Here is a 17,081-nt window from a genome sequence, read left to right as displayed (position 1 = left end):
CACCGAGCGCCTCAGCCCCGGAAGCCTCGGCACCAACAGCCCCGGCCCCGGCCCCGGCCCCAGCGCCCGCGCCGGGTGCCACCGAACCCGCACCCGCACCCGAAGCACCCGAAGCACCCGAAGCCCCCGCGGCACCCGCGTCGCCCCGCGACCCCCGCCGCCACCTGAACAAGCCCATCACTTACCTCGACTCACCGACCACCGACTCACCGCCCCCGCACCGTCACTGCCTGGCGGCCTCCGCCTGTTCCACCAGCTTTCCGGTCCGCGTCACGTACGCGCGCCGGTCCGCGTGTTCGAGGTCGAGGATGTCGTCCATGCCCCAGTGGAAGTGGTAGGCGAGGTACGCGACTTCCTCCTCGATGCGGTCGGCCGCGTACGTCACGATTCCCCCAGGCGGCTCCCGGCCAGCTCCACCTCGAAGGACTCCGAGCAGTGCGGGCAGGCCACGGCCGCGCGGGTGTGGCCCTCCGCGTTGATCTGCCGGTAGAAGTCCTGGAGGAAGGCCAGGTCGGAGGCGAACATGTTCTCCACCGTGCCGTCGTGGACGGAGCCGAGCGTGCCCAGCCGGGTGATGACCCGGCCGAGCAGCACCACGGACAGGTACGCGGGGTTCTCCCGCACGCGGACGTCCCGCAGCGGCACCAGTTCGTCGCGTGCCGTCGCGAGCCGCATCGCGCCGTTGCGGTGCACGGTGCCCGACTCGTCAACGAAGCCGCGCGGCAACTCGAACTCGAACTCCGTACGCAGCGGTTCACGGGTCGCGGCCGCCGCCGCGCCGGGCACCGCCCCCGCGTTCACCCCCGCCGGGCCTTCGCGCCGCATTACTCGATGACCAGCTCTTCGAAGACGATGGTGACCTGCTCGGTCAGCGCGGCGGCGTCGCCCGCCTTGACCCCGCTGGTCTCGACCTTGCTGCACCAGGCGTTGCGCAGGTTGTACCGCTTCACCGGGTTGTTCTGGTAGTCCATCATCATGATCGTGGCGTTCTTGCGCGCCGAACCCATGTCGCCCGCGATGGACTTGTTGATCCACTCGCTGAAGACGGGGGACTGCGTCATGCCGCGCGTGACCGTGCACTCGCCGGCCTTCTTCACGCCGGGCATCTTCTTCACGACGGGCTTCCCGTCGGCCGACACCTGCTGGTACTCGATGACGTCCTGCTCCATGGAGAGGCCGCTGACCTCCTGGAGGTACTCGACCATGACGCCGTCGATCTGGAGGCCGAAATTGTGTGTGGTGAGGGCGTCACCGGGCTGCAGAGACAAGGGGTTTCACTCCTGTTGGGATGGTTCTCGGGGGACCTGGGGCGAGTACGCGGTCTACTCCTCCAGCTCGCCGCCCCCGCCGGAGAACTGCGCGAGCCGGAAGACCACGAACTCGGCGGGCTTGACCGGCGCGATGCCGATCTCGCAGACGACCCGGCCGAGGTCGACCGACTCGGCGGGGTTGGTCTCCTCGTCACACTTCACGTAGAAGGCGTCCTCGGGGCGCGAGCCGAACAGCGCGCCGGAGCGCCACTCGTTGACCAGGAACGCCGAGACGTTGCGCCGGATGCGGGCCCACAGGGCGTGGTCGTTCGGCTCGAAGACCACCCACTGGGTGCCGATGAGGATCGACTCTTCGAGGTAGTTGAAGTAGCGGCGCACGTTCAGGTAGCGCCAGGCCGGGTCCGACGCCATCGTGCGGGCGCCCCACACGCGGATGCCGCGGCCGGGGAACGCGCGGATGCAGTTCACGCCGACCGGGTTGAGCAGGTCCTGCTCGCCGCGGGTGATCTGCAGCTCCAGGTCGACGGCGCCGCGCACGATCTCGTTGGCGGGGGCCTTGTGCACGCCGCGCTCGGCGTCGTTGCGCGCCCAGATGCCGGCCATGTGGCCGGACGGCGGCACGACCACCGACTGGCCGGAGGCCGGGTCGAAGGACTTGATCCAGGGGTAGTAGAGGGCCGCGTACCGCGAGTCGTAGCCGGCCAGCTCCTGGCGCCACTGCCGGACCTGGCGGGCGTTGAGCGACGGCGGCGGGTCGATGATGGCCATCCGGTCGCCCATGAGCTCGCAGTGCGCGATGAGGCCGAGCTGGACCGCCTTGACCTGCTCCTCGTCGATGAGGCCCTGCTGGTAGGCGGCCATCAGGTCGGGCACCGCGACCATGTTGACCTCGTCGAGGGCCTCCAGGCCGCCGAAGCCGGTGCGGTCCGCGGAGTCGCCGATGAACTGGGCGGTCTCGACGCGGTCCACGGCACCGTTGGCGGTGGGCACGGCGGGCGTGGCCGGGGCGGGCGGCGCGAGCGTCACGGTCTGCGCGTCGGGCTTGGCCAGCTGGCCGCCGGCCGTGGCCTCCTCCAGGGCGATCGCCTTGGACCGCTGCTTGACCTGCGTGACGACGTAGTTGCGTGCCGTCTTCTTCGCGCTGACGTCGAAGCTCTCGACGACCTTGTCGCCGTCCTTGACGATCAGCTTGAAGCGGTCGGCGGCGCTCTCGCCCTCGCCGTCCTGCACCTCGACGGTCAGGGCCCCGCCGTTCGCGGTGCCCGCGGTGATCGCCGACACGGAGAAGCCGCCGAGCGCCACGGGCTCGCCCGCGGTGAGCTTCTTGGCCGCCGGTGCGGGCGCCGTGCCCCGCTCCTGGGGCGCGGCGGCGTCGGAGCCGCCGACCCGTACGACGTACGCGGCGGAGCCGCCGTTGTTGAAGAACCCGTAGACGGAGTGCGCCAGGTAGTACCCGTCCGTGAACTCGCCGAACGCGGCCACGTACTGCGACCAGTTGGTCACCAGCGTGGGCTCGTTGAGCGGTCCCCGCGGTGCCAGGCCGACGAAGGCCGCAACGGACGTACCGACCCCTTCGATGGGTCGTGAACCGCTGGCGACTTCCTCGATGTAGACGCCGGGGGACAGGTAGTTGGGCATGCTGCTGTGCTCCAAGTTTCGAGGGTGAGCGGGACCGGCGCACAGCCGGCACGGATTCGTACCGTGTCGACGATGTCCCACGCGCGGGCCGGTGCGTAGAGACGGACGGACGTCAGTGAGGGCAGATGCCGCTGCCCGTTCAGCCGCCGGGCGGCAGCCGTCGACCTGCGCGTTCGCGACGGCCCGCGGTCCGGTCACGGCGGGGCGGCGCGCGTTGCCCGTCCGGTCACCGGGGCGGAGCGCGGCAGGGCGCCGTCCGGCGCCCCGGCCGCCGCCCCCGGCCGAATGTCGGCGGTCGGTGGCGCATATGCCCCGCCCCAGGCGTCCACAGCGTCAATAGCAGGTCAACAAGGTGGCGCAAGTGCCGCACGTGTGTCCGAGCGCTCGCGGGGCTGACGTAACGTTTGGTGCGTGCGGCCATCCGTGGCCAGTACGAACGGGCACTTCGAAGTGCGTCACGGGGCAAGGGGTGCGGGCTGACGATGCGGGGCGACGCGGGCAGCCGTCCGGGCCGGGACGGCGAGAGGACGGCCGGGCCGGACGATCCGGGCCGGGCGCTGTGGTTCCAGGTCCTCGGGCCGGTGCGGGCCTGGCGCGACGGGCAGCCCCTCACGCTCGGCCCGCCGCAGCAGCGCGCGACCCTGGCGGCCCTGCTGCTGCGCGGCGGACACCCGGCGTCCGCGGCCGAACTGGTCGACGCGCTGTGGGACGAGGAGCCGCCGCCGCGCGCCGTCGGCACGCTGCGTACGTACGTCTCCCGGCTCCGCTCCCTCCTCGAACCGGACCGGCGCGCCCGCGAACCCGCCCGGCTCCTGGTGTCGGCCGGCGACGGCTACGCCCTGCGGCTCCCGCCCGGGTCCCTGGACGCCGTCGAGCTGGAGGCCCGCGTGTCGGCGGCGCGCACGATGCGTCTCGCCGGTGAACACGCCGAAGCGCACGCCGAGTTGACGGCGGCGCTCGCGCTTTCCGACGGCGCCCCGCTGGCCGGCCTGCCCGGCCCGTACGCCATGCGCCAGCGGGACCGGCTCACCGAACTGTCCGTCACCGCCCAGGAGGAGTTCTTCGCCTGCGCGCTCGAACTGGGCTGTCACAGCGAGACGACCGCCCCCCTGAGCGTCTTCGCCGCCGAGCACCCGCTCCGCGAGCGGGCCCAGGCCCTGCTGATGCTCGCCCTGCACCGCGGCGGCCGTCGTGCGGACGCCCTCGCCGTGTACGAGGCCACGCGCCGCACGCTCGCCACCGAGCTCGGCGTCGACCCGGGCAGGGAACTGGCCGCGCTGCACGAGGGACTCCTGAAGGGCACGCCGCTCGTCGGTGACCAGCCACAACGCATATCCGTGCGCCCGGACCACGTACGCCCGGGCCACGTACGCCCGGATCACGTGCGCCCGGATCACGTTCGCCCGGGACCGGGGCAGCCGCACACGCCGGGCCAGGAGAACGCGGCCCCGCCCCCGACCCGTACGGACCGCGCCACCCGCCCCCTCCCCCTGAACGGAACACCCGCACACCCCGTCCGCACCCCCGCCCCCGCCCCCCTCGCCCCCGCCCAGCTCCTCCCCGACGTCACCGACTTCGCGGGCCGCGAGGCCGAGGCGCGCCTGCTGACCGAGACGCTGCGCGCCGCCACGTCCGGCAGCACGATGGCCGTCGCCACGCTCACCGGCCTCGGCGGCGTCGGCAAGACCGCGCTCGCGGTGCACGTCGCCCACGCCTTACGCGAGGAGTTCCCCGACGGCCAGCTGTACGTGGACCTGCGCGGCGCCGACCCGGCGCCCGGCGTCGACAGCGGCAGCGCGCTCACCGGATTCCTGCGCGCGCTCGGCATCCCCGAGAGCGCCGTCCCCGACGGCCTCGACCAGCAGACCGCCCTCTACCGCTCGCTCCTCGCGGGCCGCCGCGTGCTCGTGCTCCTCGACAACGCGCGCGACACCGCCCAGGTGCGGCCGTTGCTGCCCGGCACCCCGGGCTGCGCGGTCCTGGTGACCAGCCGCTCGCGGACCATCACCCTGCCCGGCGCGCGCCTCGTCGACGTGGAGACGATGGACGAGCCGCAGGCGCTCGGCCTGCTCTCCGCCATGGCCGGCGCCCAGCGCGTGGCCGCCGAACCGGCCGCCGCCCGCGAGCTGGTCGCCATCTGCGGCGGGCTGCCGCTCGCCGTGCGGATCGCCGCCGCCCGTCTTGCCGCCAGGCCGGGCCGCCCCGTCGCCGACCTGACGGCGCGGCTGCGTGACGAGCGCCGCAGGCTGGACGAGCTGCGGGTGGACGACCTGGCCGTCGAGGCCACCTTCCGGCTGGGCTACGAGGCTCTGGAGCCGGGCCTCGCGCGCGCCTTCCGCATGGTCTCCCTCTGCTACATGCCGTCCTTCTGCCGGGGCGCCGCGGGCGCGCTCCTCGGGGTGAGCGACGAGGAGGCCGAGACGGCGGTGGAGCGCCTGGTCGACGCCGGGCTCATGGAACTGCACGGCGAGGACCGCTACCGCTTCCACGACCTGGTGCGGCTCTTCGCGCGCCAGCAGTGCGAGCTCCGCGAGAGCGCCGGGGAACGCGCCGAGGCCCGCCTCCGCTTCCTCGACTACGTCCTGGCCACCGTCATCACCGCGATCCGCCGCACCAAACCGCACAGCGTGTTGCCGCAGCAGCTGCACAGCCCCGCCTCCGAGGGCAAGGCACTGCCCGACGAGGCCGCCGCGCACGACTGGCTGGTCGTCGCCCACTCGCGGCTGTGCGCCGCCGCCGAGGAGTCCCTGCGGCACGTACCGGAGGCGGCGGGCAGCACACCCGGCGGGCCGCCCGGCCTGCGCCCCACCGTCGACCTGCTCACCGCCTGGTCCCACCTCGTGGCCGGCACCGCCCGCCACCGCGACCTGGAGCCGCTCGCCGAACTGGCCCTGCGCACCGCGCGCGAGCACGGCGACGACCGGTCCGCCGCCCGCGCGCTGCGTCTCCTCGGCGCCCCGCACCACGGCACCGAGACCTACGGCCACGCCGAACGCGCGCTCCGCGAGAGCCTGCGCCTCGCCGCCGCCACCGGTGACCTGCTGGTCGGCGCGGAGGGCGGCCACGAGCTTGGCATCGTCCTCATGAGCACGGGGCGGCACGAGGAGGCACTGGAGCAACTGCGGCTCGCGTACGCCAGGTTCGGCGCGCTCGGCGGGCACGAGGACCGCATCCGCGTCCTGTCCCACATGGCGCGGGCGTACGTCAGCCTGGGGCGGCGCACGGCGGCGGACACCGCCCTCGTGGCGGCGGTGCGGCAGGCGCGGCAGTCGGTCAGCGCGTCCACGCTCGCGCACGTCCTCTACCAGGCGGGCTGCGCGCTGCTGCAGGACGGCAGGTCGGCAGCGGCGGCGGAGCGGCTGCGTGAGGCCCAGCGCCTGCACGGAAGGAGCCGCAACCCGCGCTGGGAGGCGCTCTGCTGGGCCCGCCTCGCGTACTGCGAACTCGACCAGAACCGGCCCGGCGACGCGATGCGCAGCGCCGACACGGCGCTGGCCGTCGAGGGCGAACCGGGCGACACGTTCTGCCACGCGCTGGCGATGGCCGCGCGCGGGCGGGCGCTGCTCGTCCTCGGCGACCTCGACCGGGCCAGGGCGGCGCTGCGGATCGCGCACCGGGTGATGGAGCGGCGCGGTGCGCCGGAGGCCGCCGAGATCGCCGAACTGCTCGCCCGTTGGCCACAGCGCGCCGGGGCGCGGGGGCCCGTGCTCCCGGCGTACGGCTGAGGGCCTGTCCGAGCCGCTCGGGCGGCCCGTTCGCGAGGGCAGCAGGGCCTGCCCCTGACGTCGCCCTTTCGTACAAGGACGCAGGCCACGACGCCCTCTACCGTGCCCGTATGACGTGGTGGAACTCCCTTGACCCGGCCGCGGTGACCGTGGACCCCGGTGGCCGAGCGACCGTACGGCTTCGCGTACGCAACACGGGAGACACGGTCGAGGAGTACCGCCTCGGAGTGGTCGGCGCCCCCGCCGGCTGGTCCCGCGTCGAACCCGACGTCCTGCGCCTCTACCCGGGCAGCGAGGGCACGGCCGAGATCTCCTTCGCGCCGCCCCGCTCGCCCGACGTGGCCGCGGGGCCCACGCCGTACGGCATCCGCGTCGAACCCCGGGAGAACCCGGAGGCACGCGACGTCGTCGAGGGCCAGGTCACCGTCACGTCCTTCGCGGAGATACGGGCCGAACTCCTGCCGCCCACCATCGTCGGACGCTTCCGCGGCCGGGCCTCCGTCGCCGTGGACAACCTCGGCAACACCCCGCTGACCGCGGCGCTCACGGTCCGCGACGACGCCGACCGGCTCGCCTTCGACATCACTCCCACGGCCATCCAGGTCGCCCCGGGCCGGGCGGCGTTCGCCCGTGTCGTCGTCCGCCCGCAGCAGGTGCGGTGGACGGGCGCGGCGCAGCCACACCCGTTCACCGTCTCCGTGCGGCGCTCCGGCGACGAGCGCGGCCACGAACTGCCGGGCAGCTTCGACCAGCGCCCGGTGCTGCCCCGCTGGCTCCTCACCTTCGGCAGCGTGTTCGTGGCGCTCGCCGTCGCGTGCGCGGTGATCTGGTTCTCCTACTCGCCCAAGCTCAACGGTTCGGCGCGCGAGAACCAGGCGGCCGCAGCACCCGACGCGGTCCCGCAGGGCGGCGAGAAGGACAAGCTCGCGGACGCCCCGCCGCCCAAGGAGAAGGCGGACGGCGGCGGTACCGGCGGCACGGGCGCGAGCGGCGGCGGTGGCGGCGGCGGTGACGAGGCCGGCTCCGGGGGCGGCGGCTCGTCCGGCGGCGGCGGTGACGGCGGAGGAAGCAGCGGTGGCGGCGGCGGTGGCGGTGGCGGCGACGAGAAGAAGCCGGAGTCGCGCCAAGGCGGCGGCACCCGCACCGGACCGCCGTGGCGGCGCGGCTACGCGTCGGACGTCGTCGTCGAGTACGCCCAGCGCCGCCTCGCGGCTCTCGGCTCGAAGAACCCCTGTACGCTCACCGGCGCCTGGACGCCCGGTGTCATCGACGCCAATACCGAGGGCAAGTTGATCTGCTACCAGAAAGCCGTGGTCCGCAGTGGCCGGAACTCCGGACACAACACCGCGCAGATCTTCGAGACGGACAAGGAGGGCACGCTCGGCCGGGCCACCCTGACCTCTCTGTGGGCGCAGGGCATCCGCCCCGACGACGTCCGTTCCGGCGCCGACAACTGGCAGGTCGTGCAGTTGCAGGCCGCGTTCTGGTGGGCCTCGCAGGCCGGCATCAGCGACAAGGACCTGGACCGCGACCGGGCGTACGCCGAGCACGGCGTCGCCTACTTCAAGCACGGCCGCACCGCGCCCACGACGGCCAGGTACAACAGCAACACGGCCGCCCACATCAAGGACTACCAGGCCTCCGTGGGCCTGCCCGCGACCGGTGTCGCCGACAGCGCGACGCTGCAGGCCCTGGTCGGCGGCAGCGTCCACAACCCCGGCGTGACGGGGCGGTGAGCGGCATGTGGAGCGCACTCGAACCAGCGGCCACCACCGTGGAGCCCGGCTCCAGCACGAGCGTGCGGCTGCGCGTACGCAACACCGGGGACACCGTCGAGGAGTACCGCCTCCAGGTGGTCGGCGCCGCGGCGGGCTGGGCCCGCGTACAGCCCGACGTACTGCGCCTCTATCCGGGCGCGGAGGGCACCGCGTCGGTCGAGCTCGCGCCGCCCAGGACCTCGGACGCGCAGGCGGGCCCGACCCCGTTCGGCGTCCGGGTGCAGCCCCGGGAGGCCGCGCACGCCGCGGACGTGGCCGAGGGCCAGGTCACCGTGGGGCCCTTCGCCGAACTCCGCACGGAACTCCTGCCGTTGGTCGTACGCGGCCGGCTCGGTGCCAAGGCTGCGGTGGCCGTCGACAACCTCGGCAACCAGCAGCTCACCGCCTCCTTCTCCGGCCGTGAGAACGGCGAGGAGGTGGAGGTCGAGGCCGAGCCGGGCTCCGTCCAGGTCTCCCCGGGGCGCGCCGGGTTCGCGGACCTGCGCATCAAGCCCGGCGCGGTGAGCTGGGTCGGCGACACCCGCAAGCACCCGTTCACGGTCTCCGTGCTGCGGGCCGGGGTGCCCGATCCGGTGGAGCTGCGCGGCACCTACGTCCAGCCGTCCATGGTCCCGCGCTGGGCCATGGCGGTGTTCTCCGTCCTGGTCGCGCTGGGCATCGCGTTCGCCGTGATGTGGTTCCAGCACAAGCCGGCCATGTCCACCCAGGCCAGGGAGAAGGCGGGCAAGCAGCAGGAGCTCCCGCAGAGCGACGGCATGAAGAAGGCGCCGAGCCCTTCGGCGAGCCCCTCCGAGGAGGAGAAGGAGAAGCCCGAGCCCTCGGACGAGGACAAGGACGACGCGCCGAAGTCCAAGCCGGGCGGCGGCGGCAAGAAGGACGACAAGCCGGCGGGCCCCAAGACGCACACCCTCCGCAGCTCCGAGGGCAGCGGCTGGTACCTGGAGGTCAAGAAGGGGGCGACGGACGACGGCACCTACGTCGGACAGAACCCGTCCCTCTCGGACGAGTTCGGGAAGAACCAGGACTGGATCCTGCACCACTACCCCGAGTCCGACACCTACTCCCTGGAGTCCGCCGTCGCCCCCGGCGCCATCATGGACCAGAAGGTGAACACCAACATCGTCCAGATCTTCCACGCGCCGCCGGAGAACATCAGGACCGGGCAGCTGCCGGGCAACCAGAAGTGGAAGCTGGAGAAGCGCCCCGACGGGCTGACGCGGATCGTCGCCGTCGGTTCCGGCGAGTGCCTCGTGGACATGCAGAACGACACGAGCGCGGTCACGTGGAAGTGCGACGACCGCAAGAGCATGGGCTGGACGATCTCCGACTGGCCGGAGTAGACCCGGACCGGCCGGAGATCGTCCTGGAAGCCCCGGGGCGGGTCACTGCTGCCAGGGCAGCGTCGTCCCCGGCTCCAGCCGGCCCATCTTGCGGTACTCGCGCCGCGCCCCGGCCCGCACGTCCTCGCCCGACACCGGGCCGCCGTGCCCCGCCGCCAGATAGGCGGCGGTCACGGCGGCCGACCGGATGCCGCCGCCCGCGAGCTCGAACTCCTTCGCGCAGACGGCGAGTTCGGCGTCCAGGTCCGGGTGGCAGGGTGTCCCCGCGAGGCAGCTGCGCCACAGGGTGAGACGCTGCTCGACGTCCGGGAACGGGAAGTCCACGACCAGGTCGAGGCGGCGCGTGAACGCGTCGTCGATGTTGGCCCGCAGATTCGTGGTCAGCACGGCGATCCCGTCGAACGCCTCGAGACGCTGCAGCAGATACGCGCTCTCCAGGTTGGCGTACCGGTCGTGCGAGCTCTTGACCTCCGAGCGTTTGCCGAAGACGGCGTCGGCCTCGTCGAAGAGCAGCACCGCGTCCGTGCGGTCGGCCTCGGCGAAGATCCGCTCCAGGTTCTTCTCCGTCTCGCCGATGTACTTGTCGACGACCGCCGACAGGTCCACGACGTAGAGGTCCAGGCCGAGTTCACCGGCCACCACCTCGGACGCCAGGGTCTTGCCGGTGCCGGAGTCCCCGGCGAACAGCGCGATCACCCCGCGTCCGCGCCCGCCGCCGGTGCGCAGCCGCCACTCGCCGAGCACCTTGTCGCGGTGCCGGGCGCGCAGCGCCAACTCCTTGAGCATGCCCATCGGTTCGTCCGGCAGGACGAGGTCGCCGAAGCCGACCTCGGGCCGGATGCGGCGGGCGTGCTTGTCGAGCAGCGGGGCCGACTGAAGCCGGGCGCTGTGCTGGAGGTGCGCGGCGGTCGGCGGGGTGCCGTCGAAGGCGGCGAGGCCGGTGGCGTCGCGTGCCGCGCGGCGGATCTGCGGCCCGCTGAGCCGGTACGGAGCGACGGCCTCGCCGAGGTCGAAGTCCGGCTCGTACGCGGGGGTGTGCCGGGCGAGTTCGGTGTGCCAGGTCCGGGACGCGTCGATGCCGTCCTGCGGGGCGTCCAGCGCGAGCAGCCCGGCGTCCGGCGCCCAGCCGGGGTCGTACGGCTCGCTCCCGAAGAACACGACCGGCACGTCACCGGTCGCCAACGCCTTGACGAGCGGGCCGGGTTCGGCGGGCAGGGGCCCGACGACGAGAGCGGCCCGCCGCAGCCGTGCCTCACGGACGAGCGCGGTGGCCGTCGCGGCGGACGCCTCGCCCGCCCGGGGCGGCGGCCGGTGGCGCAGGACGGGCAGCCCGGCCGCCCGCAGCGCGTCGGCCACAGGGCCGGCGGCGGTGCCTTCCCTGCGCTCGCGCAGATGGACGAGGACCGGCCGCTCGGCGGCGAGAGCGGCGATGCGGGTGGAGAGGGGGTGGGTGGGGACCGTCTCGCCGGTCTCCACCAACTCGACGTCGCAGTCGACGAGTTCGGGGTCGAGCGTGTCGTCACCGAGCAGCTGTGTCACCACCCGCTCCGGTACGCGCAGGGCCCGCCCCGGCAGCGGCCGTTCCTCGTCCTCGACCGCGATCAGGCCCTTGGCGCGCAGCGGTGCCAGCGGGTGGAAGCGGGCGCGGGCGAGCGGGTCGTGCGGGCCGGTGCCCGCGAGGTCCAGGGCCAGCGCGACGGTGGCCCTGCGGCGCCCCACGTCGTCGTTGAGGTAGCCGTACAGCGGCTCGAAGCGGCGGTCCACGTCGGGCGCGAGGGCGGCGAGGAGAATGTGCCGGTCGAGCGCGCTCAGCCCGAACCGCTCCGCCAACTCCTCCAGGGGATCGCCTGGTTCGCCCACAGGTACGTCGCTGGCGGGGCCTGGGGCGGGCGGGGGAGCGGTGGCTAGGCGGAGAGCCGTCTCGGGTGTCACGTACATGCCGCGCAGCGGGTCCGCCGCCGTCGGGTCGTCCGCGGCACGCCGTTCGACGAGCCGCGCCACCATGCCGCGCAACGACTCCAGCCGCTCCAGCAGTACGTCGGCGGCCGCGCTCACCGCGCCTCCGTCCCGTCGCCCCGCGGCGTCTCGTCCCGCGCTGTCCCGGCCCGCTGCTTCCGCAGCATCCGGGGCCGCGCGTCGCCCGGCTCGCCGTCGATGCCGCGGACGCCCACGACCGCGCCCTCGGTGACCGGCGGCGCCACGGGGTACGTCGGCGACACCGGGAACGGCACGGTGATCACGACGTCCAGGGACGGCTTGAGCTCACCGCCGAGCGCCGACCACACGTCCGCGAGGGAGCGGGACTCGGGCGGCGGCACCGCGACGGTCAGCGGCAGGGTGGCCCGCAGCGCGGCGAGCGCGTCGGGCAGGGTGTCCGGCGGCAGCAGCTCGTGCGCGAGCAGGGTGCCGAGGGCCGCGGAGAGCAGCCGGTGCTCGTCCTCGGGCCGGTTGGTCCAGGCGGTGAGCAGATAGGAGAGCCGGAACCAGCGCGGCGGCTGCCGCCTGCGCAGCACGGCGCCGTCAGGACCCCGCTCGGCGTACGCGCCGCGCTCGCGCCGTGCCACGTCCTCGCGGATGTCGTACAGGTACGAGTTGAGAGTGGGGGCGTTGCGCCGCGCGGCCCAGTCGCGGGTCGGTGCCTCGAAGACGACCTCGCCGGTCCCTTCGGGGAGCGCCCCGCGCAGCAGCGCGCGCAGCGCCTCGTCGACTTCGTGGATCAAGGCCGGGCTCCCAGGTCGTGCGCTCCCCCGGCCTGCGTGGGGAGGTGTTTCGTCGGCCGCATCAGATGTATCCCTCCCGCAGCGCGTACGCGACGGCATGCGCGCGGTTCTGCAGCTGCAGGCGCGTCATGAGCGCGTGCAGGACGTTCTTGACCGTTCGTTCGGAGTAGGCGAGCTTCTCCGAGATCTGCTTGGTGTCCAGCCCTTCCGCGATCAGCCGTACCACGTCGACCTCGCGGGGCGCCATGCCCAGCGTCGGTACGAGGGTGGCGGCGGCGGACGCCGTGCCGTCGAGCCCGGAGAGCCTGAGGCGGCCCAGCTGCGTCATGAGCCGGTTGATGAGGTCGGGCGGCAGCTCGCCCTCGCCGCGTGCCGCGCTGTGCACGGCGCGCAGCAGCTTCTGCGGGGTCGCCTGGTGCCGCCACAGGATGGCCCGTACGCCGTACTCGACGACGGCGAGCAGCTCCGGCTCGCGCAGTTCGCTCGCGATCAGTACGACGCGCTGCTCGGTGGACCTGGTCAGGCGGCGCAGTTCGGTGCCGGCCGGGTCGTCGAGGCGGTCCACGAGCATGACGGCGACGCGTTCCGGTGCGGGGGCCGTCGCGTGGCCCGGGGCCGTCGCGTGGCCGGGGGGCGTCGGCGAGCCGTCGTCCGCGATCCGGTCCACCAGTTCGACGGTGGGCTGATGGCGGAGATGGCTGATGACCCCGGCGCGGCTGAGGGGGTCGGTGGCGTGCACGGCCACCGATATACGTGTATCCGACAACTGACGTTTCCTGTCTTCCCCCGAATAGCGACGGACACAGGGTGGACAAGACCGATCAATATCCGATTGCCGCCGGATCAACGGATCAACGCGGACGTTTATCGGCGAACGATTTCCGGGCCGGCGGGCCGGTCCTGCGAGGCGGCACCGGGTCCGCCGTCGACGCGCTGCCGACTCCTGGCGTGTCCCGTAACGTCGCAGGCAGGACGGGCCCCTGCCCGGGCGGACGGCGCGTGCCGGCGGCGATCACGGGGTACCCGGCGGCCCGGACGGATCAGCGACCTGTAGATCAGCGACCCGGAGGGAAGGGGCCTGGCGTGAGCGACGAGGACAAGCTGCGGACCTATCGCGGGAAGCGGCACTTCGACAGGACGCGTGAGCCGAGCGGCGAGCGTACGGTACGGCAGGACGGGGCCGGGGGACAGGATCGGGACGACGATCCCGTGTTCGTGGTCCAGATCCACGACGCGAGCACCATGCACTTCGACTTCCGCCTGGAGGTCGACGGCGTGCTCAAGTCCTGGTCGGTCCCCAAGGGCCCCTCCACCGACCCGCACGACAAGAGGCTCGCCCTCCCCACCGAGGACCACCCCATGGCGTACCGGGACTTCGAGGGCGTCATCCCCGAGGGGGAGTACGGCGGCGGCACTGTGATCGTCTGGGACCAGGGCACCTACCGGCCGATGAGCCACGACAAGAAGAAGCGGCCCGTACCGTTCGCCGAGGCTCTGGAGAACGGCCACGCCACGTTCGAGCTGCACGGCGAGAAGCTGCGCGGACAGTACGCGCTCACCCGCTTCCACGGCCGCGAGGAGCGGAGCGGCGCATCCGCCAAGCCGACCTGGCTGCTCGTACGGAAGGGAGCCGGGGAAGGCAAGGGAGCCGGGGAGGGGAAGGGAGCCGGGGAGGGGAAGGGCAGCGGCAAGGACGGCGGGAAGAGCGGCGGCGGGAAGAGTGGCGGCACCCCTGACCCGAGGCGCGCCCGCTCCGCCCGCAGCGGCCGCACCCTGCGCCAGGTCGCCGAGGCGCCGGACGCGCCCAGATGGGAGCCGCACGGCGGTGACAAGGAGTGACCGGCCTCCTGGACACGCTGCCACCCGGCCTCGACAGCCGCACGCGCCGGGCGGCACCCGGCGTCGAACTCGCGGCACTCGACTGTTCTCCGGATACTTCAGAGGTGTCTCGTACGGCAGCTCCAGCGGCACCCTGTAGCTGAGTTCCGAGCCGGGGGGCCGGAGCACTGTCAGTCGCGGCGGAGGGCTCGCAAAGTGGAGCCGAGTGCTCGCAGCGCGGGCGTCGCGGCGGCGAGTGCGGCACGGTCGTCGGCGGGCAGCGCGGCCAGGGCTTCGGCGAACAGGGCGGCCCAGGCATTCTCGATCCGAGCCATTCCGTGCTGGGCATCCAGCGTCGGGTACAGCTGAACGGCTCGACGGTCCTGAGGATCGGCCTCGCGACGGATCAACCCCCGAGCGACCAGGCCCCGCACCGTGGTGCTGGCGTTGCTCCCATGCAGCCCGAGTTCGCGCGCGAGTTCGCCCGTTCCTGTGCCCGGGGATTCCAGCACATAGCGCAGAACCTCCAGGTCCGACGGCGGTAGCGGAAGCAGCCCCGCCTCGTCGACCCCTCGCAGCCGCAGGACACGAGCGAGGGCGTAGACCGCGGGGGTCAGAAGCCTTGCCTCGCTCAGCAATGCATGGTCATGGAGTTCGTTGTCGCCCTTGGTCACCCTCCCACTCTAGCTTTCCCTATAACTATATATCTATAGTCACGATGCCTGCTGTCCCCTTCCGTCCTCTGGAGCGGCCGTGAACTCCCGTGTCCCCACCCAAGTCGGCCTGCCGGTGCCGAACCCGGCACCCCCGTCCCCGCCGGGCCGCCTGACCGCGACCCTCGCGTTGCTGTCCTTCGTGATCCCGCTGTCGACGGACATGTACCTCCCGGGCTTTCCGGCCATGGCCCGGGACCTGTCCACGGACGCCGCCGGCGTCCAACTCACCCTCACCGCGTTCCTCTTCGGGCTCGCCGCCGGCCAGCTTGTACTCGGCCCCCTCTCCGACCGGTACGGACGCCGGAAGCCGATCCTCTTAGGAACCGGCATCTGCGCCTTGGTGACGGCGCTGTGCGCGGTCGCCCCCTCGCTCGAACTCTTGACCGTCCTGCGGTTCCTCATGGGATTCAGCGGGGCTGCGGCCGTAGTCGTCGGCCGGGCCGTGGTCTCAGACGTCACGTCCGGCACGGCCGCCACGAGGATCTTCGGCATGCTGATGGCCCTGGGCGGCATCGCCCCCATCGTGGCGCCGCTGGCCGGCGGGGCCATAGTGAACGGCTCCGGCGGTTGGCGCATGGTCTTCTGGGTGCTGGCCGGCGCGACCGCGCTCATGTTCCTGGCCGCGCTGCTCCTCGTTCCGGAGAGCCTGCCCGCCGAACACCGACACGCCGGCGGCATCCGGACCACGCTCGAGGCCGCCGTCTCGGTACTGACCGACCGCCTCTACCTCGGCCACACACTTGCCTTCTGCTTCGCCAGTGCCACCCTGTTCTGTTACATCGCCGCGTCCCCCTTCCTGCTGCAGAACGTTCTGGGCTTCAGCGTCGGCGAGGCGTCCTCGGCCTTCTCCGCCGGCGCCCTCACCGCCACTGTCTCCAGTGCCGCCGCAGCCCGGCTCGTCAGCCGCTACGGCTCTCGACTCCTGCTGAACGCCGGACTGGCCGTACTCTTGGTGTCGAGCGCCGTCGCCCTGCTCGTCACCGCCACCGGAAACCTCAACCGGGTGTGGGCTCTGGGCCTGGTCGGCCTCGGCTTCCTCGGCCTCGGGCAGGTTTTCGCCACCGCCCCCGCACTTGCCCTCGCACGCGTACCGAACGCGGCCGGTACCGGTTCGGCGGTGCTCGGCACATTGCAAAGCGTCCTCGGCGCGGCCGTCGCTCCCCTGATGGGCATCGCAGGCGGACACACCGTCATGCCGCTCTTCCTCGGCATGACCGGCTGCGCACTGATCGCCACGCTCGCACTGTGGTTGACCGGACAAGACCCAGATCCGGCACGGCAGAAGCGATAGCCGCACAAGATGGCCGGCAGCAGGTCGCCGACTGGGAGAACCACGTCAACGCGGTCAGCCGCCGTGATCCCCCTCGGCCGCTCACGCGCCGTTGCACCCCCATCAACCGCCCCAGATGTCTCATGAGGCACACCAAAGTCTGGAGAACGACGGCATCCGGGTCCTCGCCGTCCGCGAGAACGGCGAGGTGACGCTCCGCTCCCGCGGCGGGCGGCGGCTCGACGCCACGTACTCCCACGGCAGGACCGACTTCGCCCGCCTCCGGCAGCGCATGGGACTCACCCGGCGGGCCGACGTCGAGGCGAGCGACGTCGCCGTCACGTACTACCTCTTCGACCTGCTGCGCCTGGACGGCGTGGACGTGCGGCGGCTGCCGCTGCGCACCCGCAAGTCCCTGCTGCGGCGCGCGATCACCTCCACGGCCCCGCTGCGCTTCTGCCCCCCCCGCAACGAGGGCGGCCCCGAACTCCTCGCCGACGCGTGCCGGCGCGGCTGGGAGGGCCTCATCGCCCAACGCGCCGACAGCACCTACCGGACGCGCCGCTCCGACGACTGGCTCAAGCTGAAGTGCTCCCTGGGCCAGGAGTTCGTGGTGGGCGGCTCCACCGAGCCGGCGGGCAGCCGGGAGGGCGCCGGCGCGCTGCTCATCGGCCACCACGACGACGCCGGGCGGCTGCGCTACGCGGGCAAGGTCGGTACCGGCTTCGACCGGCGCACCCTCGTCGCACTCCGCGAGAGACTCGACGGGCTCGCGACGCCCCGCTCCCCGCTCCCCGTTCGACGG

At 73.1% G+C, this 17,081-nt stretch carries 13 protein-coding genes and 1 pseudogene; 6 read left to right on the top strand and 8 right to left on the bottom strand.

Annotated features, from left to right (window positions below; all coding sequences use genetic code 11):
- Positions 1 to 223: 223 nt before the first annotated feature.
- The 4 genes from AB0N81_RS01595 to AB0N81_RS01580 are packed head-to-tail and all read right to left on the bottom strand — an operon-like array spanning position 224 to position 2,909.
- Positions 224 to 385: a DUF6760 family protein gene (locus tag AB0N81_RS01595; protein WP_365354634.1), complete on the bottom strand. Its 162-nt coding sequence runs from the start codon at positions 383 to 385 to the stop codon at positions 224 to 226.
- Positions 382 to 825, bottom strand: a complete 444-nt coding sequence (locus tag AB0N81_RS01590; protein ID WP_365354632.1) for a hypothetical protein — start codon at positions 823 to 825, stop codon at positions 382 to 384. Before AB0N81_RS01590 ends, AB0N81_RS01595 begins: the two co-directional genes overlap by 4 nt.
- Positions 825 to 1,268, bottom strand: coding sequence for a phage tail protein (locus AB0N81_RS01585; protein ID WP_125515614.1), 444 nt, complete (start codon positions 1,266 to 1,268; stop codon positions 825 to 827). Before AB0N81_RS01585 ends, AB0N81_RS01590 begins: the two co-directional genes overlap by 1 nt.
- Before the next feature lie 54 nt (positions 1,269 to 1,322).
- A complete protein-coding gene (locus AB0N81_RS01580) occupies positions 1,323 to 2,909 on the bottom strand; it encodes a phage tail sheath subtilisin-like domain-containing protein (protein ID WP_365354839.1) in 1,587 nt (528 codons plus the stop codon).
- Positions 2,910 to 3,391: 482 nt separating this feature from the next.
- On the opposite strand from AB0N81_RS01580, the gene AB0N81_RS01575 reads away from it, so the two are divergent.
- The 3 genes from AB0N81_RS01575 (at position 3,392) to AB0N81_RS01565 (ending at position 9,752) form a co-directional block, all read left to right on the top strand.
- A complete protein-coding gene (locus AB0N81_RS01575; RefSeq protein WP_365354631.1) occupies positions 3,392 to 6,634 on the top strand; it encodes a BTAD domain-containing putative transcriptional regulator in 3,243 nt (1,080 codons plus the stop codon).
- 110 nt (positions 6,635 to 6,744) lie between these two features.
- Entirely contained in the window at positions 6,745 to 8,370 is a 1,626-nt protein-coding gene (locus AB0N81_RS01570; protein WP_365354630.1) for a peptidoglycan-binding domain-containing protein, read from the top strand.
- A 5-nt stretch (positions 8,371 to 8,375) separates the two neighbouring features.
- Positions 8,376 to 9,752, top strand: a complete 1,377-nt coding sequence (locus AB0N81_RS01565; RefSeq protein ID WP_365354628.1) for a hypothetical protein — start codon at positions 8,376 to 8,378, stop codon at positions 9,750 to 9,752.
- A gap of 42 nt (positions 9,753 to 9,794) precedes the next feature.
- Here AB0N81_RS01565 and AB0N81_RS01560 read toward each other — a convergent pair whose 3' ends face one another.
- The 3 genes from AB0N81_RS01560 to AB0N81_RS01550 all read right to left on the bottom strand — a co-directional run bounded on the left by AB0N81_RS01560 (position 9,795) and on the right by AB0N81_RS01550 (position 13,238).
- Entirely contained in the window at positions 9,795 to 11,756 is a 1,962-nt protein-coding gene (locus AB0N81_RS01560) for an ATP-binding protein (RefSeq protein ID WP_365354838.1), read from the bottom strand.
- A 47-nt stretch (positions 11,757 to 11,803) separates the two neighbouring features.
- Positions 11,804 to 12,472 (bottom strand): DUF4255 domain-containing protein, encoded by a 669-nt coding sequence (locus AB0N81_RS01555; protein WP_365354626.1) that lies wholly within the window; start codon positions 12,470 to 12,472, stop codon positions 11,804 to 11,806.
- Positions 12,473 to 12,533: 61 nt separating this feature from the next.
- Positions 12,534 to 13,238: a response regulator transcription factor gene (locus AB0N81_RS01550; protein ID WP_365354624.1), complete on the bottom strand. Its 705-nt coding sequence runs from the start codon at positions 13,236 to 13,238 to the stop codon at positions 12,534 to 12,536.
- Positions 13,239 to 13,555: 317 nt separating this feature from the next.
- On the opposite strand from AB0N81_RS01550, the gene AB0N81_RS01545 reads away from it, so the two are divergent.
- Positions 13,556 to 14,311 carry a DNA polymerase ligase N-terminal domain-containing protein gene (locus tag AB0N81_RS01545; protein WP_365354623.1) on the top strand — a complete coding sequence of 252 codons (756 nt, stop codon included), beginning with the start codon at positions 13,556 to 13,558 and terminating at the stop codon, positions 14,309 to 14,311.
- A 170-nt stretch (positions 14,312 to 14,481) separates the two neighbouring features.
- On the opposite strand, the gene AB0N81_RS01540 is transcribed toward AB0N81_RS01545, so the two are convergent.
- Entirely contained in the window at positions 14,482 to 14,964 is a 483-nt protein-coding gene (locus AB0N81_RS01540; protein WP_365354622.1) for a MarR family transcriptional regulator, read from the bottom strand.
- Positions 14,965 to 15,043: 79 nt separating this feature from the next.
- Between AB0N81_RS01540 and AB0N81_RS01535 the strand changes: the two genes are divergently transcribed.
- Together AB0N81_RS01535 and AB0N81_RS01530 are read left to right on the top strand one after the other, a co-directional pair.
- A complete protein-coding gene (locus AB0N81_RS01535) occupies positions 15,044 to 16,297 on the top strand; it encodes a multidrug effflux MFS transporter (protein ID WP_365354620.1) in 1,254 nt (417 codons plus the stop codon).
- A 115-nt stretch (positions 16,298 to 16,412) separates the two neighbouring features.
- Positions 16,413 to 17,015: pseudogene (locus AB0N81_RS01530) on the top strand (ATP-dependent DNA ligase); the annotation flags it as partial.
- Positions 17,016 to 17,081: the final 66 nt, after the last annotated feature.

It is taken from the genome of Streptomyces sp. NPDC093510, from assembly GCF_040683555.1.
Taxonomy (GTDB): domain Bacteria; phylum Actinomycetota; class Actinomycetes; order Streptomycetales; family Streptomycetaceae; genus Streptomyces.
The sequence above is the reverse complement of the archived record's forward strand: the minus strand, read 5'-3'. Positions and strand labels throughout refer to the sequence as shown.